The sequence below is a fragment of the Streptomyces sp. NPDC051822 genome, assembly GCF_044452745.1.
GTDB lineage: Bacteria > Actinomycetota > Actinomycetes > Streptomycetales > Streptomycetaceae > Streptomyces.
Window position 1 is genome coordinate 231,346 of the sequence record NZ_JBITBZ010000008.1, and the last position, 25,661, is coordinate 257,006.

Sequence of the window (25,661 nt, forward strand, 5' to 3'; positions counted from 1 at the left end):
TCACGTACCGGACGCGTACGGCCGGCGGGAAACAGGCCTCACGAGCGACCCGCCCTGGCGGCAGGGCGGGTGCGGCGCGCGGTACCTTCGGGCCCCGGGACTTCAGGTCCCGGAAGCACGACACCCCCCGCGCCCCGCCCCCAGAGTGGAGTCAGACGTGAGCGTCAGCGTCCGGACGACGACCGACGGAACCGATCCCTTCGGCACCGCACGGCTGCGGCGGGGCGTGCTCGACGCCTGGGGCGCCTCGCCCGCCCGCTTCCGCGAGGACGCCAACGCCGAGGAGGACCTCGCCCTCGGCGGCTACCGCGACCGCCTCGTCGTCGAACTCGCCCAGAACGCCGCCGACGCCGCCCACCGCGCCGGCGTCACCGGCCGCCTCCGCCTCACCCTCCACCCCGCGGACCCCGAGGGCCCCGCCGTCCTCGCCGCCGCCAACACCGGCGCGCCGCTGGACGCCGCCGGCGCGGAGTCGTTGTCCACACTCCGCGCCTCCGCCAAGCGCGAGCAGACCTCCGGCGCCGTCGGCCGCTTCGGCGTCGGCTTCGCCGCCGTCCTCGCCGTGACCGACGAGCCCGCCGTCCTCGGCCGGCACGGCGGCGTCCGCTGGTCCCTCGCCGAGGCCCGCGGCCTCGCCGCCGAGACCGCCCGCTACAGCCCCGGCCTGGGCGACGAACTGCGCCGCCGCGACGGCCACGTACCGCTCCTGCGGCTTCCGCTGCCCGCCGAGGGCACCGCCCCCGAGGGGTACGACACCGTCGTCGTCCTCCCGCTGCGCGACACCGCCGCCCGCGACCTGGCCGAACGGCTCCTCGCCTCCGTCGACGACGCCCTGCTGCTCACCCTCCCCGGGCTCGCGGAGATCGTCGTCGAGACGGCGGAGGGCGTACGGACCCTCCGCCGCTCCGAGGACGACGGCTACGTCCGCATCGAGGACACCGCCACCGGCACCCACCGCTGGCGGACCGTCTCCCACGGCGGCCCGCTCGACGCCGAACTCCTCAAGGACCGCCCGGTCGAGGAACGCCTCCGCCCCCACTGGTCCGTCACCTGGGCCGTCCCCGTGGACACCGAGGGCGCCCCGCGCTACCCGCGTACGACCCCGGTCGTGCACGCCCCCACGCCCACCGACGAGCCCCTCGGCATCCCCGCGCTCCTCATCGCGTCCCTGCCCCTGGACACCGCGCGACGGCACCCGGCGCCCGGCCCGCTCACCGACTTCCTGGTGCAGCGCGCGGCCGACGCGTACGCCGAACTCCTCGCCGAATGGCAGCCGGTGACCACCGCGACGCTCGACCTCGTCCCCGGCCCGCTCGGCAAGGGCCCCCTCGACGGGGCGCTGCGCGAGGCCATCCTCGACCGGCTGCCGAGGGTCGCGTTCCTGGCACCGGCGGCCCCCTCCGAGGAGCTCCCGGCACTCCGCCCGATCGAGGCCGAGGTCGCGGAGGGCGCGGGCGCGGACACGGTCGCCGTCCTCGCGGAGGTCTTCCCCGCACTCCTCCCGGCGGGCCTGGAACGACGGCCGGAGCTGCGCACGCTCGGCGTCGGCCGCGTACCCCTGACGGAGGCGATCGACCGCCTGGCCGGGGTGGACAGGCCGCCGACGTGGTGGTGGCGTCTGTACGACTCCCTGGCGGGCGTCGACCCGGACCGCCTGACGGGTCTCCCGGTGCCGCTGGCGCGGCCGGACGGGGCACGGGACACGGAGCCGAGGCCGGAGTCGGACGCGGGGTCGGACGAGAGGCCGGACGCGGACATGGAGCCGGGGTCCCGCTCCGAGGGAGGCCCCACCACCCGCGTCCGTACGGCGATCGGCCCCCGCCAGGTCCTCCTCCCGCAGGACAGGACCCCCGCCGAACTCACCCGTCTCGGCCTGAAGGTGGCCCACCCCGACGCCGCCCACCCGCTCCTGGAGAAGCTCGGCGCCCTGCCCGCCACACCCCGCGCGGTCCTCACGACCCCGCAGGTACGGGCGGCGGTCGCGGCCTCGCTCGACGCGGGCGAGATCTGGGACGAGGAGGCGCTGGACGCGGAGGAACTCGCGGACACGGTCCTCGCTCTGGTCAGGGACGCGGATCTCGACCCCGGCGACGAGCCCTGGCTCGGCGCGCTCGCCCTCCCCGACGAGGACGGCGAACTCTCCCCGGCGGGCGAACTCGTCCTCCCCGGCTCGCCCTTCGCCGCCGTGATGCGCGAGGACGAACTGCCCTACGTGGACGCGGACCTGGCCGCCCGCTGGGGCGAACAGCCCCTCGCCGCCTGCGGAGTCCTCGCGAACTTCACGCTCGTCCGCGCCACCGACCTGCTCCTCGACCCGGACGAGGTCGAACCCCGCGAGGGCGACTACCCGGAGCCGGACGACGCCGGACTCCTCGACGCGGTCGACGTGTGGTGCGAGGACGTCCTCGACCGGCTGCCCGAGTCGCCGGTGCCGCCGGTGGCGACGGAGATCGTCGCCGTACGGGACCTGGACCTCGTCGACGACGACGCCTGGCCGCAGGCCCTCGCGCTCCTGGCGCAGCCCCCGCTCAGGGACGCCCTCACCCAGCCGGTACGGGTCCTCCTGCCGGACGGCACGACGGAGACGGTCCGCTCGTACACGGCGTGGTGGCTCCGCGACCACCCGGTCCTGGACGGCCGGCGCCCGGCGGGACTGCGTGCGGCGGGCTCTGACCCCCTCCTCATCGGCCTGTACGACTCCGCCGACGCGACCGGCTTCGAGGACGAACAGGTCCTCCGGGCCCTGGGCGTCCGCACCTCGGTGACGGCGCTCCTGGACGAACCGGGGGGCGCGGCGGAACTCCTGACCCGCCTGGCGGACCCGTCGAGGCCGGTCACGGGCGTCCAGCTGCACGCCCTGTACACGGCCCTGGCGGACCTGGACCCGGACCAGGTGACGCTGCCGGACGAACTGCGGGCGGTGGTCGACGGCGAGCTGGTGGTGGTCGACGCGTCGGAGGCCGTCGTGGCGGACGCCCCGGACCTCCTGTCCCTGACGGAGGGTCTGCCGCTGCTGCCGGTGGCGCCGTCGCGGGCGGCTGACCTGGCGGAACTGTTCCAGGTGCGGCGCCTGAGCGAGGCGGTGGAGGCGGAGGTCACGACGGTGGGCGAGGAACACGAGGTCCCGCCCTCGGTCCACGCCCTCCTGGGCCCGTCGACGCCGACCTCGTACCTCGAACACGAGGAGCTGCGGGCGGGCGGGGTGGAACTCGACTGGCGCCACACCCCGGACGGCGTCGTGCACGCCTCCACCCTGGAGGGCGTGGCGGCGGGCCTGGCCTGGGCGGCGGGCCAATGGCCCCGCCGGTTCGAGGTGGCGGCCCTCCTTGAGGACCCGTCGAGGACGACGGAACTGGCGAGGGACCGCTGGTTCGACTGAGGGATGTGAGGGGCAGGGGGGCGTCGGCGCCTTGCCGGGCGCCCCTTCCGAACCCTAGTGGGCGGCCTCCATCAGCGCCTTCAGATGCTCCTCGTTCCGCGGCATCTCCTTACGGATGTGCGGTTTGACCATGAGCGGGACGAGGACCTTGCCGATGCCGTGCGACTCGAAGTCGATCGACAGGGTCAGCCGGGACCGCCGGCCGTCGTCGAGCGGCTCGAGAGTCCCCTGGACGTCGCCGCGGACCGGCCCGTCGATGCCGTGGAAATGCCAGCTGCGCGGCGGGACGAGCTCCGTGACCTCCATGGTCATGGGCATCTCGCGGCGCCCGATGCGGCGCTTGACGTGAATGCGGGAGCCGACCGCGAGCGGCCCGTCACTGAGCTGGCGCGCGGCGACGGCGCTCTCCTGCCACTCCGGCATGTGCGAGGCGTCCATCAGGTAGGAGAAGACCTCCTCGGGGCTGCGGGAGATGTCGATGGACTTTTCGATGCGGGACATTACGCCCCCTCGGGTAGTTCCTAGGACAAAATCATCCCACGCTTCAAGGCGACGAGGCGAGGCTCCGCCCATCCCGGCGCACTCGTTGTTACTGCCGGTAAGGCGGCGTGGGGCGTCGAGGTCGAACCAGCCTTCGGATCATGGCTTTGCGGACGGATTGCCCGTCTGGGGCGACCTGCTGCCGGAATACCCGGCGGACGTCGCGGAGGCGGATGCGGCCCTTGTGGCGGACGCGCTGGTCGCGTCAATCGGTGGACGCGGAACGGCCTTGTGACGGGGTCTCCTTGGCGCTGGGGGTGATCCGGGTACGTGGGTGTCGGGTGCGGCCGCCCTCTTTCCGAGTGTGGCGGCCTCCACCGCCGCGTCAAGGGCAAGTCGGCTTCGCCGATGGCCTTCGGCCACCCTTGACCCGGCGGCGGAGGCCGCCTTTTCACACTCGGAGGGCGGCCGGGGGGCGTGGCCACGCGGGGGTCCGGGCATCGGCGGGGGTTTGGCGTGCGTCTGCCAGGCCGGTGGGTGGGGGCTTGGCTGGTGGTGACGGGTGGGTGGGGCGGTTCCCGGCCGGTTCGTGGTGCGCGGTTGTTGAATGGGGCGGCCCGGCAGGGCTTAGCGACCCGGGGTGGTGGAGTGGTTGGGCTTCAGGCCCCGCTGGTCATTGTGGGTGAGTGGTTGGGGTGGTGGCCGGTAGATAACTCTCCTCTCGGTGGTCCGGTATGGGCGACTTGTCCCCTTTGGGTGGGATTCCTGGGGCCGTTACCGCTGGTAGGGCGGAGTTATCTACCTCTCCCACCCGCCAAGAGTCACCAGCGGGGCCTGAAGCCCCGCCACTTCACCTCCCCGACCCGCTAAGCCGAAGCCCGGCCGCCCCATTCAACTTCCGCGCACCCCGAACCGAGGGAGAGCGCTCCACTCGCCCCCGCAACGAGCCAAGCCCCCACCCACCGGCCTTCCAGACGCCCCCCGGCCCCCGTCACTGCCCGGGGCTCTGCGTGGCCACGCCCCCCGGGCCGCCCTCCGAGAGTTGTTGCGCACCTTCCGTCGCCGGGTCAAGGGTGGGCGCAGCCCATCGCGCAGCGACGCCGAAGGCGCCCTTGACGCGGTGGCGGAAGGTGCGACTCTCGGAAAGAGGGCGGCCGGACCAGAAGCCCGCCAGACACCGCCACTCTCTGTGCCAAGGAAACCCCCCGGTCTCCGGGGCGTGCTCCGCCACGCCTCGGTGCCGCTCGACGCCCTGTTAATCAACGGCAGAGAACTACCCAACCCACCCCTCCCGCTCCCCAACTGGCCCTGCCACACGTTCGGGTGAAGGAGCGTCCGGAGTTCGGACGGATGCGGTACGGTCTGCCGCAACAACGGCATATGACAAGTCGGCCCCCGACAGGACTGGCATCCTGGCGAGGGCCTCACCAAAAAGGAAGCGAAACCCTTCCCATGGCTGACCCGCAGTCTAACGCGGCCCTGCCCGCGTACCCCGTTCCGTTCGAGATCCCCTCCGACGCGCCTCGCTCCGGGGTGATTCACGTCCGGCACCGGCACACCGACCGGTTCACCGTCGTCGGCAACCACCTCGCCCAGCATCCGCGCCTCTCGGCCGTCGCGATCGGGCTCGGGGTCTACATCCAGTCGCTGCCCTGCGGCGCCGACGTCACCGTCAAGACGCTCACCCTGCGGTTCCGCGAGGGCGAGATCACCATCCGGCGCGCGCTCAACGAACTGGTGGCCGAGGGGTACGTCGAGCGGCGTCGTGTAGCCCTCGGCGGCGGGCGGTTCGCCACCCGGACGCTGTCCTACGACAAGCCCGGCTGCGGGACGGCGGGGCGGCGAAGCCGGCGGTCGCCCGCCGCCCCCGACCCCGTACGGCCCGAGCCCGACCCCGAGCCCGACCCCGGGGCCGCACCGTCCGATCCCGCCCCCGCGCCTGAGTCCGTGGCCCGGCCCGTACCGCCGCCGAAGTCCTCCGCCCTTCACGGGCCCGCCGCCGACGTCCTCGCGCGGCTGCGGACCGTCGACTCGCGGCTGCTGCTCTCCTGGCGGGACGTCCTGCGGCTCGCGCCCGGCGTCGACGAGTGGCTGGGCAGAGCGGCCAGTCCCGAGCAGGTCATCCGTACGCTCACGGCCGCCCTCCCGCCCGCGCACGTGCCCATCCACCACCCCGGCCGCTTCGTCGAGTTCCGGCTCGCCGCCCTCCTGCCGCCTCCACTCGCCGCCGTACCGCCGCCACTGGTGACCGGCGGCCCCGCGCCTCTGGTCAACTGCGACGGCTGCGACCGAGCCTTCCGCAGCCACGACCCGGACGTCGGCTGCGCCGACTGCCGGACCGCCGCCTGACCGGCCCGGCAGCGTCTACGTCGGGAACCTTCGGCTCACCCAGTGCCATGAGAGTTCGAGCAGCAGGCCTCCCGTGGCCGCGATGACCACCGCAGCCCACGGCATCGTCGTGCCCACCAGTTTCAGGGCGAAGAAGTCCTGGAGCCAGGGGACGATCAGGACCAGGAGGAAGGCGCCTCCCATCGTGGCGACCAGGGTGAGGCGCCACCACGTGTAGGGGCGGGCGATGATCGCCAGGACCCACATCGAGACCAGGAACAGGGTGAGGGTGGCCGCGCTGGTCTCCGCCTCCAGGGCGTCCGCGCCGCTGTAGTGGTGGCGGGCCAGGAGGTACGTCGTGAAGGTGGCAGCCGCCGCGATGACGCCGCCGGGGATCGCGTACCGCATCACCCGGCGTACGAAGTTCGGCTTCGCCCGTTCCTTGTTGGGGGCGAGCGCGAGGAAGAAGGCCGGGACGCCGATCGTCAGGGTGGAGAGGAGCGTGAGGTGGCGGGGGAGGAAGGGGTACTCCACCTGGGAGGCCACCACCAGGACCGCCAGGAGGACCGAGTAGACGGTCTTGGTGAGGAAGAGGGTCGCGACCCTCGTGATGTTGCCGATGACCCGGCGGCCCTCCGCCACCACCGACGGGAGGGTCGCGAAGCTGTTGTTCAGCAACACGATCTGGGCCACCGCCCGTGTCGCCTCCGAGCCCGAGCCCATCGATACGCCGATGTCGGCGTCCTTCAGGGCCAGGACGTCGTTGACGCCGTCGCCCGTCATGGCGACGGTGTGGCCGTGGGACTGGAGCGCCGCCACCATGTCGCGCTTCTGCTGCGGGGTGACCCGGCCGAAGATCGCGTTCTCGTCGAGGACCTTCGCCATCTCCTCCCGGTCGGTGGGGAGGGTGCGGGCGTCCACGGTGTTCGCCGCGCCGGCCATGTCGAGCTTTCCGGCCACCGCGCCGACCGAGACCGCGTTGTCGCCCGAGATGACCTTCGTGGCGACGTTCTGATCAGCGAAGTAGGCGAGGGTGTCGGCCGCGTCCGGCCGTAGGCGTTGCTCCAGGACGACGAGGGCCGTCGGGTGGGCGTCGGTGGCCACCTCGGGGGAGTCGAGGTCATGGGGCGTGCTCGCGAGGAGCAGGACCCGCAGGCCCTGCTCGTTGAGGTGGTCGATCTCCTTGAGCGTCGGGTCGGCCGCCTTGAGCAGTACGTCGGGGGCGCCCAGGAGCCACGTGGAGTTCTCGCCGTCGCCCTCGCTGAACGCGGCGCCGCTGTACTTGCGCGCCGAGGAGAACGGCAGCGCCTCCGTGCACCGCCACTCCACCGTGTCCGGGTAGGCGTCGATGATGGCCTGGAGGGAGGCGTTCGGGCGGGGGTCGGATTCCCCGAGCGCGCCGAGGACCTTCCGTACGTACGTCTCGTCGCTGCCGTTCAGCGGGCGGAGCTCGGTGACGTCCATGCCGCCCTCGGTCAGCGTGCCCGTCTTGTCCAGGCAGACGACGTCGACGCGGGCGAGCCCTTCGATGGCGGGAAGCTCCTGCACCAGGCACTGCTTGCGGCCGAGCCGTACGACTCCGATCGCGAAGGCGACCGAGGTGAGCAGGACGAGGCCCTCGGGGATCATCGGGACGATGCCGCCGACCGTACGGGCGATCGAGTTCTTGAGGTCGTTGTCCTTGACGACGAGCTGGCTGATGATCAGCCCGATCGCGGTCGGGACCATCATCCAGGTCACGTACTTGAGGATCGTGGAGATGCCGCTGCGCAGTTCGGAGTGGACCAGGGTGAAGCGGGAGGCCTCTTCGGCGAGCTGGGCCGCGTAGGCCTCGCGGCCGACCTTGGTCGCGGTGAAGGCGCCGCCGCCCGCGACGACGAAGGAGCCGGACATCATCGGGTCGCCGGGTTTCTTCACCACCGGGTCGGCCTCGCCGGTGAGGAGCGACTCGTCGATCTCCAGGCTGTCGGCCTCGGCGACCTCGCCGTCGACGACGACCTTGTCGCCGGGGCCGAGTTCGATCAGGTCGCCGAGGACGATCTCGGAGGTGGAGAGTTCGGCGGTGACGCCGTCCCGCCGGACGGTCGGTTTGGCCTCGCCGATGACGGCGAGTCCGTCGAGGGTCTTCTTGGCGCGGAGTTCCTGGATGATGCCGATGCCGGTGTTGGCGATGATCACGAAGCCGAAGAGGCTGTCCTGGATCGGTGCGACGATCAGCATGATCACCCAGAGCACGCCGATGATCGCGTTGAAGCGGGTGAAGACGTTGGCGCGGACGATGTCGGTGGTCGAGCGGGAGCTTCGGACGGGTACGTCGTTGACCTCGCCGCGCGCGACGCGTTCGGCGACCTCGGCCGAGGTGAGTCCGGCGGCGCGGTGCACGACGGGTGGTCCGGCCGACGCGGTCTCGCTGCCGTCCGTGTCGATCTTCGCCCGCTGAGTCATGTTCTCGACGGTACGACCGGAACGGGGCGTTCACCTGCCGAGCAGGGCGAAGATCCGACCAGGGGAGGAGGGGAATGGTCCCCTGGTGCTACGCGCTCGGCGTCGCCCCGGCATCGGCCCCGGCGTCGGTCCCCGCCTTCGCGGCCTCGTGCCGCCTGATCGCCGCGTCCCGCTTCCGTACGTACCAGATGCCGATCAGGCCGAGTCCCGCGCCGGCCAGGCAGGTCCACACCCACCAGGTGAGGTCCCGGTCGTCGAACCAGCCGTAGAACGGGACCTGGACGAGGAAGAGGACGAACCAGAGGATCGTGCCGCCGGTGATGGTGGCGACGACGGGCCCTTCGAGGGGCTCGGGTGCCTCGTGCTTCGGTGTCCACTTCGCCATGCGCCCAGTCTAGGTGGCGGGGAAACGAGGTCGGCGGGGGAGCGCACCTCGCTCGGCGGGGGAGTGCTCCGGCGAGGTCTACGCGCGGAGATAGACGCTCCCTCGTTCATGTGTTCATACTGAAACGGTTTGCCTCTGGCGGGTTTCCTTCGTATGAACCGCCAAAAAAGGAACTTCTCCGAAGAGGACCCCCACCCCATGAGCACCACGGCCCCCGCCAAGGCCACGTCCCCCGAGGGCCCCGGCGCCCCCGCGTCGGGACTCGACCGCTACTTCAGGATCTCCGAGCGCGGCTCGACCGTCGCCCGCGAGGTCCGGGGCGGCTTCGCCACCTTCTTCGCGATGGCCTACATCATCGTGCTGAACCCGATCATCCTCGGCAGCGCCAAGGACATGTACGGGAACCAGCTCGACAGCGGCCAGCTCGTCACCGCCACCGTCCTCACGGCGGCGTTCTCCACGCTCCTCATGGGCGTCATCGGCAACGTCCCGATCGCCCTCGCCGCCGGCCTCGGCGTCAACACGGTCGTCGCGCTCCAGCTCGCGCCGAAGATGTCCTGGCCGGACGCCATGGGCATGGTCGTCCTCGCCGGCGTCGTCGTGATGCTGCTCGTCGCGACCGGCCTGCGCGAGCGCGTCATGAACGCGGTCCCGGTCGGCCTGCGCAAGGGCATCGCGATCGGTATCGGCCTCTTCATCATGCTGATCGGCCTCGTCGACTCGGGCTTCGTCTCCCGCATCCCCGACGCCGCGCACACCACCGTCCCGCTCCAGCTCGGCGCCGACGGCCACCTCACCGGCTGGCCGGTCCTGGTCTTCGTCCTGGGCACGCTGCTCACCCTCGCCCTGATCATCCGCAAGGTGCCGGGCGCGATCCTCATCTCGATCGTCGTCATGACGATCGTGGCGATGGTGATCAACGCGGTCGCGACCATCCCGTCCTGGGGTCTGACCACCCCGGAGTGGCCGGGCAACCCGGTCGCGTCGCCCGACTTCGGCCTGGTCGGCGAGGTGAGCCTCTTCGGGGGCTTCGAGAAGGTCGGCTACCTGACCGGCGTCCTCTTCGTCTTCACCGTGCTGCTGTCCTGCTTCTTCGACGCCATGGGCACGATCCTCGGCGTCGGCGACGAGGCCAAGCTGATCGACAAGGACGGCAACTTCCCCGGCATCAACAAGGTGCTGCTCGTGGACGGCCTGGCCGTCGCCTCCGGCGGCGCGACCTCCTCCTCGGCCACCACCTGCTTCGTGGAGTCCACGGCGGGTGTCGGCGAGGGTGCGCGTACGGGTCTGGCCTCGGTCGTGACCGGTGGTCTGTTCTCGGTGGCGCTGTTCCTCACGCCGCTGGCGACCATGGTCCCGTCCCAGGCCGCGACGCCCGCGCTGCTCGCGGTCGGCTTCCTGATCCTGGCCGGTTCGGTCAAGGACATCGACTGGAGCGACTTCACCATCGCGGTGCCGGCGTTCCTGGCCATGGTGATGATGCCGTTCACGTACTCGATCACGAACGGCATCGGCATCGGCTTCATCGCGTTCAGCGTGCTGCGGCTCGCGGCCGGCCGGGGCCGTGAGGTCCCGGCGGCCATGTACGTCGTGTCGGCGGTCTTCGTCTTCTACTACGCGATGCCGGCACTCGGCCTCACGTGATCCCGGGGCGCGTCGGCCGCCGGTTCCGTACCGGTGGCCGTGTCGGCCGCCCCGTAGAACTTCTCCGTCTCGTCGACGGCGGTCTTGAACCGTTCGTCGAAATCCTCGCGAATGAGCGTCCGGGCGACATAGTCCTGGACGCTCATTCCTCTTTTCGCGGCGTGGCTTCTGAGCCGGTCGAGCAGCTCACCGTCGATGCGCAGGCTGAGCACTGTCGATCCCATGCCGTTCAGGGTCGGGGCAGCCGGGGCCTCTTTGCGTCACTTTCTGGATCCGACTCACTCGTTTGGGTGATACATGGATGCCGGAGCGTGACCTTGACGCGTCGCTGTTGCCAGGGATGTGCACGCGTACGGCTGTGATCCGTGCGACGTTTGACGCGTTCCCGTTGGTATTTAGCCAGAGTAATGAGTTAGGCTAACGAACATGCCTGACCTGTCCCACGGCACCGCCGATGACGCCGCGGCCGTGAACGCGCTCCGCTCCTCCGTCATGCGACTGGGCCGACGCCTCAAGCACCAGCGCGTCGACGAGTCGCTGAGCCCCACCGAGATGTCGGTACTCGGCACCCTCGCGCTCTGCGGCACCGCCACCCCCGGCGAGCTCGCCCGCAAGGAGCACGTCCAGCCGCCGTCGATGACCCGCATCGTCGCGCTGCTCGAAGCCAAGGGACTGGTCCGGCTGGAGCCTCACCCCGACGACCGCCGGCAGAAGGTGGTCAGCCCGACCGAGCAGGCCGAAGCCATGCTCGAAGAGTCCCGCCGCAAGCGGAACGCCTGGCTGGCCTCCCTCGCCGAGGGCCTGGACGAGGACGAATGGGCCAAGCTGCGCGCGGCCGCCCCCGTCCTGGAGAAGCTCGCCCATCTGTAGACCCGCAGCCGAGGAGGCGAACGCACTTTGAGTACGGGACCCGGAGCAGACTCCGCACCCGTCCACAAACCCACCCTCAAGACCCGTGGGCGGGGGGAAACCTTCTCCTCGCTCCGCATCCGCAACTACCGGCTGTTCTTCACCGGAGCCATCGTCTCCAACACCGGTACGTGGATGGCCCGCATCACCCAGGACTGGCTGGTCCTGAGCCTCACCGGCTCGGCCGCCGCCGTCGGCATCACCACGGCCCTGCAGTTCCTGCCGATGCTGCTCTTCGGCCTGTACGGCGGTGTCATAGCCGACCGCTACCCGAAACGGCTCCTGCTGCTCATCAGCCAGGCCGCCCTCGGCATCTGCGGCCTCGCGCTGGCCGTCCTCACCCTCTCCGGCCACATCCAGGTCTGGCACGTCTACCTGATCGCCTTCCTCCTCGGCATGGTGACCGTCGTCGACAACCCGGCCAGGCAGGCCTACGTCGCCGAGATGGTCGGCCCGGACCAGCTCCGTAACGCCGTCTCGCTCAACTCGGCGAACTTCCAGTCCGCGCGGCTCGTCGGGCCCGCCGTCGCCGGTGTCCTCATCGCCGGAGTCGGCAGCGGCTGGGCCTTCCTCCTCAACGGCCTGTCCTTCCTCGCCCCCCTCGTCAGCCTCCTGCTGATGCGGACGAGCGAACTCCACAAGGTGGAGCGCGCCCCGCGCGGCAAGGGCCAGCTGCGGGAGGGTCTGCGGTACGTGGCCGGGCGGCCCGACCTGATCTGGCCGATCGTCCTCGTCGGCTTCATCGGCACCTTCGGGTTCAACTTCCCGATCTGGCTCACCGCCTTCTCCGGTGACGTCTTCCACGTCGGCGCCGGTACGTACGGCTTCCTCAACACCCTCATGGCGGCCGGGTCGCTGGTGGGCGCCCTCGCGGCGGCCCGGCGCGGCTCCACCCGGCTGCGGATGCTGGTCCTCGCGGCAGGCGTCTTCGGCGTCCTGGAGATCGCGGCGGCCCTGTCGCCGACGTTCTGGCTGTTCGCGCTGCTGCTCGTGCCGATCGGCATGATCGGCCTCACGGTCAACATCACCGCCAACTCGGCCGTCACGATGGCGACCGACCCGGCCATGCGGGGCCGCGTGATGAGCCTCTACATGATGGTCTTCGCCGGCGGCACGCCGATCGGCGCGCCGCTCCTCGGCTGGGTCACCGACACGTACGGCGCCCGCGTCGGCTTCGCCACGGGCGGGGTGATCTCCCTGGCCGCGGCGGTCGTCGTCGGCCTGGTCCTCGCGAAGATCGGCGGCCTCAAGGTCGCGATGGCCTGGCGCCACGGGCACCCGCAGGTGCGGTTCGTGGCGCGCGAACGGCTGGCCACCGCGGCGTAGCCCTTGGGCGGGCGGCGGCCGGGTGGGTGGGTGCGTACCCGCCGGGGCCGGGGCCTCCGCGGGGGAGGGGGTGTCCGGACTGCGTCTCACCGCGCTTCGCGCCTGTTCAAGACGCTTTTACGTCCGGACACCCCCTCCCCCGCTCCGGCCCCGTCCCCTCCCGCCGTCGTCCGGCCGCCCCCGTCTTTGTGCGTCCCCCCATCCCCCGCAGTCAAGTCGTACAACCTTTCGATGAATTCGCTAGTCGTAGGGGCGTAAGCATCAGGGGTTGGGGAGGAATTCACCTTGCGTACTGCTTCTTCGCCTCGGCGTCTCGTGGTCTCGGTCGGCGTCGTGCTCGCCGCCGTGACGACCGCCTCGCTCGTCGTCCCAGCCGCATCCGCCGCTCCGGCGCCCGCAGTTGTGGCCGCGGCCGTCTCCCAGACCGCCGCGACCGTCCAGGTCCCGTTCCTGGTCGTGGGCGGCAAGCTGCTCGGCGCCGGGGCGACCGGCTTCCTCTCGGAGGACACCGACGGCACCGCACGCTGGACCCGGTACGCGGACGGGGTCTCGACGGTCATCGCCAAGAGCGAGGCCGAGAAGGTCTACGGCTCCGGGCCCGGTTCGGACATCGTCGTCGTCGGACGCGTGGAGGATCACGCCGGGGCCGAGGAGATCTACACCTCGACCGTGAAGCTCTACGACATGGCGTCGGGAGCCGCGCCCGTCACCCTCGACCTGTCCGCGAGGCCGGAGACCCACGGGTACGTCGACGGGGTCGTGGGTTCGACGCTCCAAGTGAACGACGGCAACCAGACGTTGAAGCTGATCGACGTCAACGGCGGGACGCCGACGGTCCGTACGGTGGGGGACACGTACTACGAGCCCTGGTGGACGTCCGCCACGCTGCCCGGCGCGGCGGTCGCTGAGAACCACGACGACGCCCTGGTCGTCGACCTGGCCGGCGGGCGCGTCGAGGGTACGTACCGGATGGCCCCCAAGCCCGACTGGCCGAAGCCCTCCACGAGGGACCACTTCCTCACGTCGACCCACGTCGCCTGGACGGAGCGGACGGACGGCAAGCTGGTCCTCGCCTCGGCGGTACGGGGCCAGAGCGAGGTCCGGCGGACGCCGCTCGGTCCCGACGACACGGTGCGGATCACCGGCGGTCTGGTCGGCGACTGGTTCGCGTCGGGCGTCACCGACCCGGTCAGCGGCGGGAACGTCACCCCGTGGCACGCGTTCTCGGCGGTCTCCCTGAAGGACGGATCGACCGTCAAGCTCCTCGACCACGCCAGGCACGCCACCCAGGGACCCGACGGCACGCTGCTCGTCCTCGGCGTCACCGCCGCCGACGGCGCGGGCGTCTACCGGGTGGCCACCGGCGCGGACGGCCGGCCGACGGCCGAGCCGGTCGCCTCCACCGGCGAACCGAACGACGGCGCCACCCCCCTGACGTACGTCGGAGGCGCCCCGGCCACCGTCGACCTGGACGGAGTCGCCAAGGCGCGCCTGTCCTGGAAGTTCTCCACGGCGAGGGCGGACCTCTCCGTGGAGCTGACGAGCAAGGTGACGAACGAGAAGTACCGGACGGTCGTCCGGCCGGCGTCCGGCTCGGGGGCCTACCCGGACGGATCCCTCGGGTTCGACTGGGTCGGCGAGGTGGGCGACTGGTATCCGGAGTCCGCCCCCAACGGCGCCTACGACTGGACGGTGACCGCCAGGCCGTGGAACGGGATGCCGTCCGTCACCACGTCCGGCACCTTCGCCGTGACCCGCGCCCCCAAGCCGCACGACTTCGACGACAACGGGGCGCCCGACCTCGTCGCGCTGGACAAGGACGGCTACCTCGACCAGATCAGTACGCGCTGGGACGACGCCACGGGACGGCTCGTCGCCCTGCCGAACAACATCTCCGGTCTGCCCGGCTGGAACGTCTACGACCGGATCGAGTCCGTCGGCGACCTCGCCGGTTCCAACGCCGCCGACCTCGTCGCCCGTGACCGGGACGGCGTCCTCTGGCTCCACCGTGGCACCGGCAGCGCGAGCCGCGTCGGCTACGAGTCCCGGGTGCGGATCGGTGGCGGGTGGAACACGTACACCCAGTTCACCGGGGGCAGCGACCTGACCGGTGACGGGCGGGCGGACCTGGTCGCCGTGGACACGGTGGGCGATCTGTACCTCTACAAGGCGACCGCTTCGACGACCGCTCCCTTCGAGCCGCGGAAGAAGATCGGGTACGGCTGGGGGATCTACAACCAGCTCACCGCGACAGGCCAGTTCGGCGGCAACCCGACCGGGGACCTCGTCGCCCGCGACAAGGACGGCGTCCTCTGGCTGTACCTGGGCAAGGGCGACGGCACGTTCGCGCCGCGGACGAAGATCGGCGGCGGCTGGCAGGTGTACGCCGACATCGTCGGCATCGGCGACGGCAACAAGGACGGCCGCCCCGACGCCTACGCCCGGACGCCGGCGGGCGAGACCTACTTCTACCCCGGCACGGGTGACTACAACATCCCGTTCAGGCCCCGGTCCGCCACCCAGACCGGCGTCGCCCCCGCCGAGACGGCGTACAACCAGCTCTTCTGAGACCTGGTCCGGTCGGGTCTCCTGCCAGACTTGTCCCATGAGACTGTTCGCCGGTGTCCTGCCGCCCCCGGAGCAGCTGGCCGAGCTCGCGCACGTCGTGGACCGGCTGCACCGGCTCCCGGGGGCGGACGGGCTGCGCTGGACGTCGCGGCCAGGGTGGCACCTCACGCTCGCCTTCATGGGCGAGGTCGACGAGGAGCTGCTGCCCGAGCTGAGCGTCCGGCTCGCCCGCGCCGCGCACCGCACGCCGCCGTTCCCGCTGCGGCTGCACGGCGGCGGGCACTTCGGGCGGCGCGCCCTGTGGACCGGGGTCGCCGGGGACCTGGACGAGCTGCGGCTACTGGCCGAGCGCGCCGACGCCGCCGCGCGCAGGGCCGGGGTGTCGATGGACGAGCACCGCCGCTACCAGGGGCACCTGACGCTCGGGCGCGGGCGGACGGACGACGTGGACCTCCACCCGTTCCTCGACGAGCTCCACACCTTCGAGGGCACGCGGTGGCAGGTGGGCGAGCTGGAGCTCGTCCGCTCGAACCTGCCGGTGAGCGGGGTGCCGGGCGAGCAGCCCCGGTACGAGAAGATCGGCGGCTGGCCCCTTGGGGGAGCCGGGGGCGGGCCGGGCGTCCGGGCGGGTTAACCTCGAAGGGTGGATCCCAAGACCCGTAACCGAATCATGGCCGGCGTGCTCGTACTGATGTTCGCGATCATCGCGCTGGCCTCCGTGGCAGGCCTGTAGGGCCTGCCTGAGACGCGGCAGGCGCGCGCCTGCCACTCCGTGGGAACCCCCTTGCTTCGAGCGCACTCGAAGCAGTTGGCTTGTCGCCCATGGAGTACACACAGCTCGGACGCACCGGACTCAAGGTCAGCCGACTCGTCCTCGGGACGATGAACTTCGGACCGCAGACGGACGAAGCCACCAGCCACGCCATCATGGACGCGGCGCTGGACGCGGGGCTCAACTTCTTCGACACCGCCAACGTGTACGGGTGGGGTGAGAACAAGGGCCGCACCGAGGAGATCATCGGCTCCTGGTTCGCGAAGGGCGACGGCCGTCGCGACAGGACCGTCCTCGCCACCAAGGTCTACGGGAACATGGGCCCCGACGGCGAGGCCTGGCCCAACCACGACAAGCTGTCGGCGCTCAACATCCGCCGCGGGGTCGAGGCAAGCCTCAAGCGCCTCGGCACCGACCACATCGACGTCTACCAGTTCCATCACGTCGACCGGTCGACCCCCTTCGAGGAGATCTGGCAGGCCGTCGACGTCCTGATCCAGCAGGGCAAGGTCCTCTACGCCGGCTCCTCCAACTTCCCCGGCTACAAGATCGCCCAGGCCAACGAGACCGCCGCCCGGCGCGGTTCCGTCGGCCTCGTCAGCGAGCAGTGCCTCTACAACCTGTACGAGCGGCGCGCCGAGATGGAGGTCATCCCGGCCGCGCAGGAGTACGGCCTCGGGGTCATCCCCTGGTCGCCGCTGCACGGCGGTCTGCTCGGCGGCGTCCTGAAGAAGGAGACCGAGGGCAAGCGGCGCACGGAGGGCCGCGCGGCTGCCACGCTCGCCGACCCGGGGGTGCGGGCGCAGTTCCAGGCGTACGAGGACCTGCTCGACAAGCACGGTCTCGAGCCGGGCGAGACGGCGCTCGCGTGGCTGCTCACCCGGCCGGGCGTGACGGGCCCGATCGTCGGCCCGCGTACGCCGGAGCAGCTGACGAGCGCGCTGCGTGCCCTGGAGGTGGAGCTGGGCGAGGAGCTGCTCGCCTCCCTGGACGAGATCTTCCCGGGCCCGGGCCCGTCCCCGGAGGCCTTCGCCTGGTGACCCCGTAGGGGGGTCCTGACTCAGCGGGCGTGACTGTCAGGGGGCGCCGAGCCAGCTGGTGGCGTCCAGGCGGAACGCCGTCTCCGCGGGGACGACGTTCCGCAGGGACGTCTCGATGTCCCGGACGCGGTCGGCGCCGAGGGCCGCGACCCATTCCGCCCGCAGTTCGTCGAAGATCACGGCGGAGCGGGCGAGGGCCTCGTATCCGTACGGGGTGAGGTGGACGAGTTTGCGGCGGGCGTCGGTGGGGTCGTCGGCGCGCTGGGCGTAGCCCAGGGCGAGCAGACGGTCGACGGTCTTGCCGGCGGCCTGCTTGGAGACGCCGAGGCGCCGCCCGATCTCGCTGGCGGTGGCGCCCCGGGAGCCGATGGCCTGCATGGCGAAGCCGTGGGCGGGGCGCAGGTCGGGGTGGCCCTCGTCGGCGAGGCGGGCGTGCAGCCGGTCGATGAGGGTGCGGAAGCCGCCGAAGAGGAGCAGGGGCAGCTCGAACCCCGGGCCGTCGGCCCTTTCCTCTCTTTCTCCCTTGCCCATATCGACAACCTGGTTTACGTTTTCCCTCGACGCATGGTCAACCATGTTGTCGATTCTACGTCCACTCAGGGGGAGCCCGACCTTGTCCGTGCCCGAAAGCATGTCCGCCCGCGCCGCCAACGCCGTCAGCCTCCTCAAGGAGTCGCCCGAGACCCTCGACGGCTTCCTGAAGCTCAGCCAGGTCTTCGAGTCCACCACCCTCGACCCGCACTCCCGCGAGACCGTCATCCTGACCGTCGCCCACCGCAACCAGTGCCACCTGTGCGTCGACATGCACGACGCCAAGATGGCCGCCCTCGGACCGGCGCCCGAGCCCGAACGCCTCGACGCGGTAAGGACGTTCACCCTCCAGGTGCTCGCCACCTCCGGAGCGGTCGGCGACGCCGAACTGGCCGCCTTCGAGAAGGCCGGCTACACCCGCCGCAACGCCCTGGAGGTCGTCCTCGGCGTCGGCACGTACACCCTCTCCACGTTCGCCAACCGCCTCACCCGCGCGGCCTGAGTCCGGCTACCGGGCGTACGGGCCGCCGAGGCCCCACGCCTGGTGCATCGCGTCGGCGAACGCTCCGGCCAGTTTGTGTTCGCCCGTGGGGCCCGGATGGGTGCCGTCATAGGTGTCCGCGTCGAGGTCGTACGACTCCGGGACGGTCGCAAGCAGCAGCGGCGAAGCCGCCGTGTCCAGGTCGGCGACGGCCTTCGCGAGCAGCTCGTTGAAGCGGGCGCACTCGGCCGCGAAGGGGGCGTCGTAGCCGGCGCGGACGTTGGGTATGACCGGCAGGAGGACGGCCCGGACGCGCGGGTTCGCGGTGCGGGCGGCCGCGACGAACGCCCGCACGTTGTCGTGGGTCTGGTCGCTGTCGGTGTAGAAACCGAGGTCGATCAGGCCGAGGGAGATCAGCAGCACGTCCGCCCGGGTCGCCGTGACCGTCTCGCCGATCACCGGTGCCATGTGCAGCCAGCCCTCGCCCCAGCCGGCCAGGTGGCGCCGGGCGGGGGCGGGGAAGGCGGGGTCGGCGTACGCCTCGGAGGTCGCGGCGTCTTCCTCGGGGACGTAGAGGCGTGAGCGCGGGCCGACGATCTCGTACCCGCCGGGAAGCGTGGACTCCAGGTGCCGCCACATGCGGTACCGCCAGGTCCAGTCGCCGGCGCGTCCGATGGTCATGCTGTCGCCGACGAACAGAAAACGCATGGTCATATCATCGCGGACGCCGTCCCGGACCTGCGACGTGATCCGGGACACGAGCCCGGGACTGTCAGCCCTTCAGGAACCCGTCGACCGCAGCCGTGAACCACTCCGCGTCGTCGTGCCACGGATAGTGCCCGCCGCCCGCGAGGACGGCCGTCCCGGCCTTCGGGAACAGCTCCGCGTACGCCGTGGCCGTCGGCACCGGGGTGTTCGCGTCGCCCTCTCCGGCGACGACGAGCACCGGACTCCCGAACTCCGCGAGCACCGCGCGCGTGGCCGCCGGATCGTAGGCGCCCTCACTCCCGTAGATCCCGGCGCCCTCCCCGTTCCGCTGCCGCACCGTGGCCGCGTCCCGTTCCCGCGCGGCCTCGTCCCACGTCCCGTGGAAGAACGGCGCGACCGCCTTGAACGTCCCGGCCGAACCACGCCCCGCCGCGAGCTCCTCCAGAGCCGCGTACGCCTCCGCGAACCACGGCTCGCCGCTCCGCAGCCGCGCGGCCGCGAGCCGCTCCTCGCCGGCCGTGTCGAGCCCGACGGCAGCGGTGCCCGGCGTGACCAGGACCAGACGGGCGACGCGCTCGGGGAACCGGGCGGTGTAGAGCGCGGCCAGGTTCGCGCCCGCCGAGTGCCCGAGGAGATCGATCGTGTCGAGGCCGAGGTGCACGCGCAGCGCCTCGACGTCGTCGACGAGCCGGTCGCAGCGGTACGAGGACGGGTCCTCCGGCACCGCCGACGCACCCGTCCCCCGTAGGTCGAGCCGTACCAGCGGCCGGCGGGCGTCGAGCCCGCCGAGGTCGCCGAGGTAGACGGAGTCCTGCAGGGGGCCGCCGGGCAGACAGACCAGCGGCGCTCTGGTTCCGGAACCGGACGCGTGGTACGCGAGCAGGGTGCCGTCAGGAGCGGGGAAAGTAGGCATGGGCGCGACCCTGACAGCACCCCCACCGCAGGTCAAGCAGGTTTCAGGGACAGATCAGGGACAGCTTTCAAGGTCATCCGTGCCGCGCCGTGGCAGGCTTGAGCCCATGCGATCTGCTCTGCGCGGCCTCGGTACGGCACTGTGCGCCCTCGGCGCGGCGGCGGCCCTGGTGCTGCTCCCGGCCGGTCATGCGGGCGCCGAAGGGCAGGAGGCCGACCGGGACTTCACGATCGAGGACCCCCGGATCACCGAGTCCAGCGGCCTCGCGGCGAGCCGTGCCCACCCCGGGATCTACTGGACGCACAACGACCAGGACGCGCCCCTGATCTACGGCATCGACTCCCGTACGGGAAAGACCGTCGCGACCCTGACCATGCAGGGCGTCGGCACGCCCCGCGACATGGAGGCCGTCGCGGTCGGCCCGGACGGCGACATCTACGTCGGCGACATCGGCGACAACCTCGACGGCTCCTGGGACCACGTCTGGATCTACCGCTTCCCCGAGCCGAAGACGCTGAAGGACCAGAAGGTCGCGGCGCGGCAGTACGTCGTGAAGTACGCCGACGGCGCGCGCAACGCCGAGGCCCTGATGGTCCATCCGAAGACCGGCCGGGTGTACATCGCCAGCAAGAAGGAGGACGGGGGCGGGCTGTACGCGGGCCCGGAGCGCCTCTCCTCGTCCGGGACGAACGTCTTCCGGCGCATCGGCGAGGTGCCGTGGGTGACCGACGGCGCGTTCTCCCCGGACGGCGGCCGGCTCGTCCTGCGCGGCTACTTCAGCGCGAGGGAGTACGCGTGGAAGGACGGCCGCCTGGACGGTGACGGCACGTCCGTCGGGGCGCCCTTCCAGGGGCAGGCGGAGTCGGTGACGTACACGAAGGACGGCTCGGCGTTCATGTTCGGCTCGGAGGGCAGCGAGAGCAAGGTCGTCCGGGTGGACCGGCCGGACGCCGGAAGACCGTCGGGGCAGCCGGCGGGCACCCCGGACACCCCGGGCGCGACGCGGGCGCCGGGCGCGTCGGCCGTCGAAGGCGAGGAGGGTGACGTCACCGTCGGCTTCCTGGTCCTCGCCGGCGCGTTCGTCCTCGTCTTCGGCGTCAAGCGCCTGCTGCGGCGGGACTGACGGACCTCCACCCGCCCCCCCGTACCCCCCCCGTGCCGCCTCCCGTGTCGACCGGACGCGGTACCGGGTCGAGACTGGAAGGGAGGGGCGGAGGGGACGTACGAGGCGTGGAGGAGCCATGACCGGATTCACTCGCGAGGACACCCCTGTCGCCATGGAAGGCGACGGCCTGGACTTCCGCATGCGGGAGGCCGGAGGCGACATGAGCGTCGCCTTCATCCACCTCCCCAAGGGCACGGACATGGGTCCTGCGCTCAAGGGCCTGGAGGGCGACCTGTGCCAGTGCCCCCACTGGGGATACCTCTTCAAGGGCCGGATCAGGATGCGGACCGCCTCGGGCGAGCAGATCTACGAGGCCGGACAGGCCTACTACTGGGGACCCGGCCACGCGCCCGAGGCCCTGGAGGACACCGACGTCGTGGAGTTCTCGCCGACCGCCGAGTTCAGCGCGGTGATCGACCACGTGAAGGCCCAGTCGGGCGGCTGAGCCGCGCCGGACACGACGAAGGGCCCTCCGTGTCCTCCACGGAAGGCCCTCCGACGCGTACGGGGTAGGTCAGAGCTTCTCGATCACGTAGTCGACGCAGGCCGTCAGGGCGCGCACGTCCGCCGGGTCGATCGCCGGGAACATCGCGATCCGCAGCTGGTTGCGGCCCAGCTTGCGGTACGGCTCGGTGTCGACGATCCCGTTCGCGCGCAGCACCTTCGCGACGGCCGCCGCGTCGATGTCGTCGGCGAAGTCGATCGTGCCGATGACCTGCGAGCGCTTCGCCGCGTCCGTGACGAACGGGGTCGCGTACTTGGACCCCTCGGCCCAGCCGTACAGCGCGTCCGAGGACTCCTTCGTCCGGGCCACGGCCCAGTCGAGACCGCCCTGCCCGTTGATCCACTTCAGCTGCTCGTTGAGCAGGAAGAGGGTCGAGAGCGCCGGGGTGTTGTACGTCTGGTTCTTCAGCGAGTTGTCGATCGCCGTCGGCAGCGAGAAGAACTCGGGGATGTGCCGGCCCGACTCCTGGATCTTCTTCGCCCGCTCCAGAGCGGCCGGGGAGAAGGCCGCCAGCCACAGGCCGCCCTCGGCGGCGAAGGACTTCTGCGGGGCGAAGTAGTAGACGTCGGTCTCGGTGATGTCGACCGGGAGGCCGCCCGCACCGGACGTCGCGTCGACCAGGACGAGCGCGCCCTCGTCGGCGCCGGCGACCCGCTTGATCGGGGCGGCGACACCGGTGGAGGTCTCGTTGTGGGTGTACGCGTAGACGTCGACGCCCGCCTCGGCCACCGGCTCCGGGTGGGTGCCCGGGTCGGAGGAGATCACGGTCGGCTCGGCCAGCCACGGGGCCAGCTTCGCGGCCTTCGCGAACTTGGAGGAGAACTCGCCGAAGGTGAGGTGCTGCGACTTGTTCTCGATGAGACCGTGGGTCGCGACGTCCCAGAAGGCGGTGGAGCCGCCGTTGCCCAGGATCACCTCGTAGCCCTCGGGGAGCGAGAAGAGGTCACGGATGCCGGTACGAACCTCGCCGACCAGGTTCTTCACGGGAGCCTGGCGGTGGGACGTGCCGAGGAGTGAGGTGCCGGTGGCGGCCAGGGCGTCCAGCGCCTCCGTACGCACCTTGGAGGGGCCCGCGCCGAAACGGCCGTCGGCGGGCTTGATGTCAGCGGGAATCTGGATATCAGCCACGAGGCGGAGAGTATCGGGTCGGGAAGGGACCGGTCGTCGGATGTCCGCCCGATGAGACGAGCGCTGAGACATCCTGGCGTTGTGGGAAGACACCAGGAACACGCGTCCGGGCTCGCCGCCGACCTGCGCGCCGCCGTGGCGGGCGACGTCGACTTCACCGCCGCCGCACGGGCCCTGACCACGATGGACGCCTCCAACTACCGCAGGGTGCCGGTGGGTACGGTCGCCCCGCGCGACGCCGACGATGTGGCGGCCGTCCTGGAGGTGTGCCGGGCGCACGGGACGCCGGTCGTGGCGCGCGGCGGCGGTACGTCCATCGGGGGCCAGGCCACCGGAACGGGGGTCGTGCTCGACCTCACACGGCACATGGGAGGCCTCGTCTCCCTGGACCCGGAGGGCCGCACGGCCGTCGTCCGACCGGGGCTCGTGCTCGACCGGCTGCGGGACGCGGCACGCCCGTACGGACTCACCTTCGGCCCCGACCCGTCCACGCACAGCCGCTGCACCCTCGGCGGAATGATCGGCAACAACGCGTGCGGGGCGCACTCGGTCGCCTGGGGGACCACGGCGGACAACGTGCGCTCGCTGGATGTGGTGACGTACCGGGGCGCGCGATTGACGCTCGGGCGTGACGGGCAGGGCGCGCCGCCCGGACTCCTGGAGCTCGTCGACCGCCGTCTGGCCCTGCTGCGGACCGGCTACCCGGCCGGACTCCCGCGCCGGATCTCCGGATACGCGCTCGACGCGCTGCTGCCGGAGCGGGGCGTGGACGTGGTCCGGTCGTTCTGCGGGAGCGAGGGCACGCTCGGGGTGGTGACGGAGGCGACGGTACGGCTCGTCCCGCTGCCGGCCGACCCGGTGCTCGTGGTCCTGGGCTACCCCGACGAGAGCGCGGCGGCGGAGGCGGCGGCGGGACTGCTGGCATGGGGGTCCCCCCGCTCGAGCGAAGCCGAGAGTGGGGGAGGGCCGCTGACACTGGAGGGGATGGCCGCCGACCTGGTGCCCGGCGGTGCGCGGGCGCTGCCCAGGGGCGCGGCGTGGCTGTTCGTGGAGATGGACGGGGAGGGTGCGGCACGGGGACTCGTCCGGGCGGCGGACGCCCTCGACTCCACCCTGGTCAGGGACCCGGCCGGGCAGCGGGCGCTGTGGCGGATCCGCGAGGACGCGGCGGGGACGGCGACACGCACGCCGGACGGCGGGGAGGCGTGGCCGGGATGGGAGGACTGCGCGGTGCCGCCGGCGCGGCTGGGCGCGTACCTGCGCGAATTCCGTGCGCTGCTCGCAGAGTTCGGCCTGCGGGGGACGCCGTACGGGCACTTCGGGGACGGCTGCGTACACGTCCGGATCGACTTCGACCTGTGGACGCGGAAGGGCGTACGGGACTTCCGCCGCTTCTCGGAGGCGGTGGCGGACCTGGTGGTCGCCCACGGCGGATCGCTCTCCGGGGAGCACGGCGACGGGCAGGCGAGGGCCGAGCTGCTGCCGAGGATGTACGGGGAGGAACTGGTCGGCGTCTTCGGTGAGGTGAAGGACCTGTGGGACCCGGACGGGGGCCTGAACCCGGGGATGCTGGTCCGCCCGAAGCCGCTGGACGAGGGGCTGCGGTTCACGGGACTGCCGTTGGTGGGGGTGGGGAGGGCTGCCGCCCGGTGCGTGGGGGTCGCCAAGTGCCGCGTGGCAGAGCCGAGTTCCGGGCCAGGGGTCATGTGCCCCTCGTACCGGGCGACGGGGGAGGAGAGGCACTCCACGCGGGGGCGGGCGCGGCTGCTGCACGAGATGTCGCTCGGGGAGGTGATCACCGACGGCTGGCGCTCGGAAGAGGTCCGGGAGGCGCTCGACCTGTGCCTGTCCTGCAAGGGCTGCCGCAGCGACTGCCCGGTGGGCGTCGACATGGCGGCGTACAAGGCGGAGTTCCTGGACCGGCACTACGCGGGCCCGACGGGCTTCCTGCGCAGGCCGCGCTCGCACTGGACGATGGGCAGGCTGCCGCGCTGGCTCGACCTGTTCGGTCGGGCGCTGAACCCGGCGATGGGGCTGCCGTTCGCGGCGAGGCTGGCGGGGGTGACGCCGGAGCGGGCGATGCCGAGGGTCGCGGACCGGACGCTCGTGTCGTGGTTCGCCGAACGGAGCTCGCGCCGCCAGGCGGTGCTGACCCTGTGGCCTGACACGTTCACGAACCACCTGGCGCCGGAGGTGGGCAGGGCGGCGGTCCGCGTCCTGGAGGCGGCGGGCCTCGGGGTGGCGCTGCCGCAGGGAAGGGTGTGCTGCGGGCTGACGTACGTGTCGACGGGGCAGTTGGGGGCGGCGCGGAGGGTGATGCGGCGGACGCTGGACGTGCTGGAGGGAGCGGGGGAAGGGGCGGGGGAAGGGGCGGGGCCGTTGGTGGTACTGGAACCCTCGTGCGCGGCGACCCTCCGCACCGACCTGCCGGAGCTGCTGCCGGACGATCCCAGGGCGGCCGGGGTCGCGGCGTCGGTGCGCACCTTCGCGGAGGCGCTGGAGACCCTGGCGCCGGAGTGGGAGCCGCCGCGCCTGGACCGCCGGGTGGCCGGCCAGACGCACTGCCACCAGCACGCGGTACTGGGGGACGCGGCGGACCGCCGCCTCAGGGAACGCGCGGGCCTCACGGGGGAACTGTCGGGCGGCTGCTGCGGCCTGGCGGGCAACTTCGGCTTCGAACCGGGCCACTACGAGGTCTCGATGGCGTGCGCGGAGGACCAACTGCTGCCGTCACTCCGAGCGGCGGACCAGGACACGGCCGTCCTGGCGGACGGCTTCTCGTGCCGGACCCAGATCGGCCACGTCACGAAGACAAGGGCCCGCCACCTGGCGGAACTCCTCGCGGAGGGGCTGGATGCGGGGGCGGGTCTCTGAGGTGCGCGGGGGCGCCGTGTCGGGCGGCCGCACCAGAGGCTCTCGAGAGGCCTTCGCCCTTGGCGCTCCCGCGGATACGC

20 protein-coding genes are annotated in these 25,661 nt (G+C 71.9%); 12 read left to right on the forward strand and 8 right to left on the reverse strand.

Features of this window, described 5'->3' with window-relative positions; all coding sequences use genetic code 11:
* Positions 1-157: 157 nt before the first annotated feature.
* Positions 158-3,379 (forward strand): sacsin N-terminal ATP-binding-like domain-containing protein, encoded by a 3,222-nt coding sequence (locus ACIA8N_RS24435; RefSeq protein WP_399416780.1) that lies wholly within the window; start codon positions 158-160, stop codon positions 3,377-3,379.
* Positions 3,380-3,433: 54 nt separating this feature from the next.
* Here ACIA8N_RS24435 and ACIA8N_RS24440 read toward each other — a convergent pair whose 3' ends face one another.
* The gene (locus ACIA8N_RS24440) at positions 3,434-3,880 is read right to left on the reverse strand and encodes an SRPBCC family protein (protein ID WP_365782660.1); all 447 of its coding nucleotides are present in this window, start codon (positions 3,878-3,880) and stop codon (positions 3,434-3,436) included.
* A 1,431-nt stretch (positions 3,881-5,311) separates the two neighbouring features.
* On the opposite strand from ACIA8N_RS24440, the gene ACIA8N_RS24445 reads away from it, so the two are divergent.
* Positions 5,312-6,208, forward strand: a complete 897-nt coding sequence (locus ACIA8N_RS24445; protein ID WP_365783846.1) for a hypothetical protein — start codon at positions 5,312-5,314, stop codon at positions 6,206-6,208.
* A 15-nt stretch (positions 6,209-6,223) separates the two neighbouring features.
* Here the strand turns inward: ACIA8N_RS24445 and ACIA8N_RS24450 are convergent, their stop codons facing one another.
* Together ACIA8N_RS24450 and ACIA8N_RS24455 are read right to left on the reverse strand one after the other, a co-directional pair.
* On the reverse strand, positions 6,224-8,632 hold the full coding sequence (locus tag ACIA8N_RS24450) for a cation-translocating P-type ATPase (RefSeq protein ID WP_365783844.1): 2,409 nt from the start codon (positions 8,630-8,632) through the stop codon (positions 6,224-6,226).
* A gap of 88 nt (positions 8,633-8,720) precedes the next feature.
* Complete coding sequence (locus tag ACIA8N_RS24455; RefSeq protein ID WP_365783842.1) at positions 8,721-9,017, reverse strand: DUF2530 domain-containing protein; 297 nt, start codon at positions 9,015-9,017, stop codon at positions 8,721-8,723.
* A 198-nt stretch (positions 9,018-9,215) separates the two neighbouring features.
* Here ACIA8N_RS24455 and ACIA8N_RS24460 point away from each other — a divergent pair, with 198 nt between their 5' ends.
* Positions 9,216-10,661, forward strand: coding sequence for an NCS2 family permease (locus ACIA8N_RS24460; RefSeq protein ID WP_030550094.1), 1,446 nt, complete (start codon positions 9,216-9,218; stop codon positions 10,659-10,661).
* Here ACIA8N_RS24460 and ACIA8N_RS24465 read toward each other — a convergent pair.
* Complete coding sequence (locus tag ACIA8N_RS24465) at positions 10,631-10,885, reverse strand: hypothetical protein (protein WP_365783840.1); 255 nt, start codon at positions 10,883-10,885, stop codon at positions 10,631-10,633. The genes ACIA8N_RS24460 and ACIA8N_RS24465 overlap by 31 nt on opposite strands.
* A 202-nt stretch (positions 10,886-11,087) precedes the next feature.
* Between ACIA8N_RS24465 and ACIA8N_RS24470 the strand changes: the two genes are divergently transcribed.
* From ACIA8N_RS24470 to ACIA8N_RS24490, 5 genes are all read left to right on the forward strand, one after another.
* The gene (locus ACIA8N_RS24470) at positions 11,088-11,531 is read left to right on the forward strand and encodes a MarR family winged helix-turn-helix transcriptional regulator (RefSeq protein ID WP_030219227.1); all 444 of its coding nucleotides are present in this window, start codon (positions 11,088-11,090) and stop codon (positions 11,529-11,531) included.
* A gap of 27 nt (positions 11,532-11,558) precedes the next feature.
* Positions 11,559-12,896 (forward strand): MFS transporter, encoded by a 1,338-nt coding sequence (locus ACIA8N_RS24475; RefSeq protein ID WP_365783837.1) that lies wholly within the window; start codon positions 11,559-11,561, stop codon positions 12,894-12,896.
* 285 nt (positions 12,897-13,181) lie between these two features.
* Positions 13,182-15,464 carry a VCBS repeat-containing protein gene (locus tag ACIA8N_RS24480; protein WP_365783835.1) on the forward strand — a complete coding sequence of 761 codons (2,283 nt, stop codon included), beginning with the start codon at positions 13,182-13,184 and terminating at the stop codon, positions 15,462-15,464.
* Between the two features lie 37 nt (positions 15,465-15,501).
* Positions 15,502-16,098, forward strand: a complete 597-nt coding sequence (gene thpR / locus ACIA8N_RS24485) for an RNA 2',3'-cyclic phosphodiesterase (protein ID WP_365783833.1) — start codon at positions 15,502-15,504, stop codon at positions 16,096-16,098.
* A 188-nt stretch (positions 16,099-16,286) separates the two neighbouring features.
* Entirely contained in the window at positions 16,287-17,276 is a 990-nt protein-coding gene (locus tag ACIA8N_RS24490; protein WP_365783831.1) for an aldo/keto reductase, read from the forward strand.
* A 36-nt stretch (positions 17,277-17,312) separates the two neighbouring features.
* Here ACIA8N_RS24490 and ACIA8N_RS24495 read toward each other — a convergent pair whose 3' ends face one another.
* Positions 17,313-17,807, reverse strand: coding sequence for a MarR family transcriptional regulator (locus tag ACIA8N_RS24495; protein WP_365783829.1), 495 nt, complete (start codon positions 17,805-17,807; stop codon positions 17,313-17,315).
* Positions 17,808-17,907: 100 nt separating this feature from the next.
* On the opposite strand from ACIA8N_RS24495, the gene ACIA8N_RS24500 reads away from it, so the two are divergent.
* Positions 17,908-18,309 (forward strand): carboxymuconolactone decarboxylase family protein, encoded by a 402-nt coding sequence (locus ACIA8N_RS24500; RefSeq protein ID WP_399416788.1) that lies wholly within the window; start codon positions 17,908-17,910, stop codon positions 18,307-18,309.
* 6 nt (positions 18,310-18,315) lie between these two features.
* Here ACIA8N_RS24500 and ACIA8N_RS24505 read toward each other — a convergent pair whose 3' ends face one another.
* Together ACIA8N_RS24505 and ACIA8N_RS24510 are read right to left on the reverse strand one after the other, a co-directional pair.
* Complete coding sequence (locus tag ACIA8N_RS24505; RefSeq protein WP_365783827.1) at positions 18,316-18,996, reverse strand: GDSL-type esterase/lipase family protein; 681 nt, start codon at positions 18,994-18,996, stop codon at positions 18,316-18,318.
* Between the two features lie 64 nt (positions 18,997-19,060).
* Positions 19,061-19,909 carry an alpha/beta hydrolase gene (locus tag ACIA8N_RS24510; protein WP_365783825.1) on the reverse strand — a complete coding sequence of 283 codons (849 nt, stop codon included), beginning with the start codon at positions 19,907-19,909 and terminating at the stop codon, positions 19,061-19,063.
* A gap of 106 nt (positions 19,910-20,015) precedes the next feature.
* Between ACIA8N_RS24510 and ACIA8N_RS24515 the strand changes: the two genes are divergently transcribed.
* Both ACIA8N_RS24515 and ACIA8N_RS24520 read left to right on the forward strand, forming a co-directional pair.
* Complete coding sequence (locus ACIA8N_RS24515) at positions 20,016-21,032, forward strand: WD40 repeat domain-containing protein (RefSeq protein WP_365783823.1); 1,017 nt, start codon at positions 20,016-20,018, stop codon at positions 21,030-21,032.
* Between the two features lie 118 nt (positions 21,033-21,150).
* The gene (locus ACIA8N_RS24520; protein ID WP_365783821.1) at positions 21,151-21,519 is read left to right on the forward strand and encodes a hypothetical protein; all 369 of its coding nucleotides are present in this window, start codon (positions 21,151-21,153) and stop codon (positions 21,517-21,519) included.
* A gap of 69 nt (positions 21,520-21,588) precedes the next feature.
* Here the strand turns inward: ACIA8N_RS24520 and serC are convergent, their stop codons facing one another.
* A complete protein-coding gene (serC, locus tag ACIA8N_RS24525; protein ID WP_365783819.1) occupies positions 21,589-22,707 on the reverse strand; it encodes a phosphoserine transaminase in 1,119 nt (372 codons plus the stop codon).
* Positions 22,708-22,758: 51 nt separating this feature from the next.
* On the opposite strand from serC, the gene ACIA8N_RS24530 reads away from it, so the two are divergent.
* A complete protein-coding gene (locus tag ACIA8N_RS24530; protein WP_365783817.1) occupies positions 22,759-25,581 on the forward strand; it encodes an FAD-binding and (Fe-S)-binding domain-containing protein in 2,823 nt (940 codons plus the stop codon).
* The last annotated feature ends 80 nt before the right edge of the window (positions 25,582-25,661 follow it).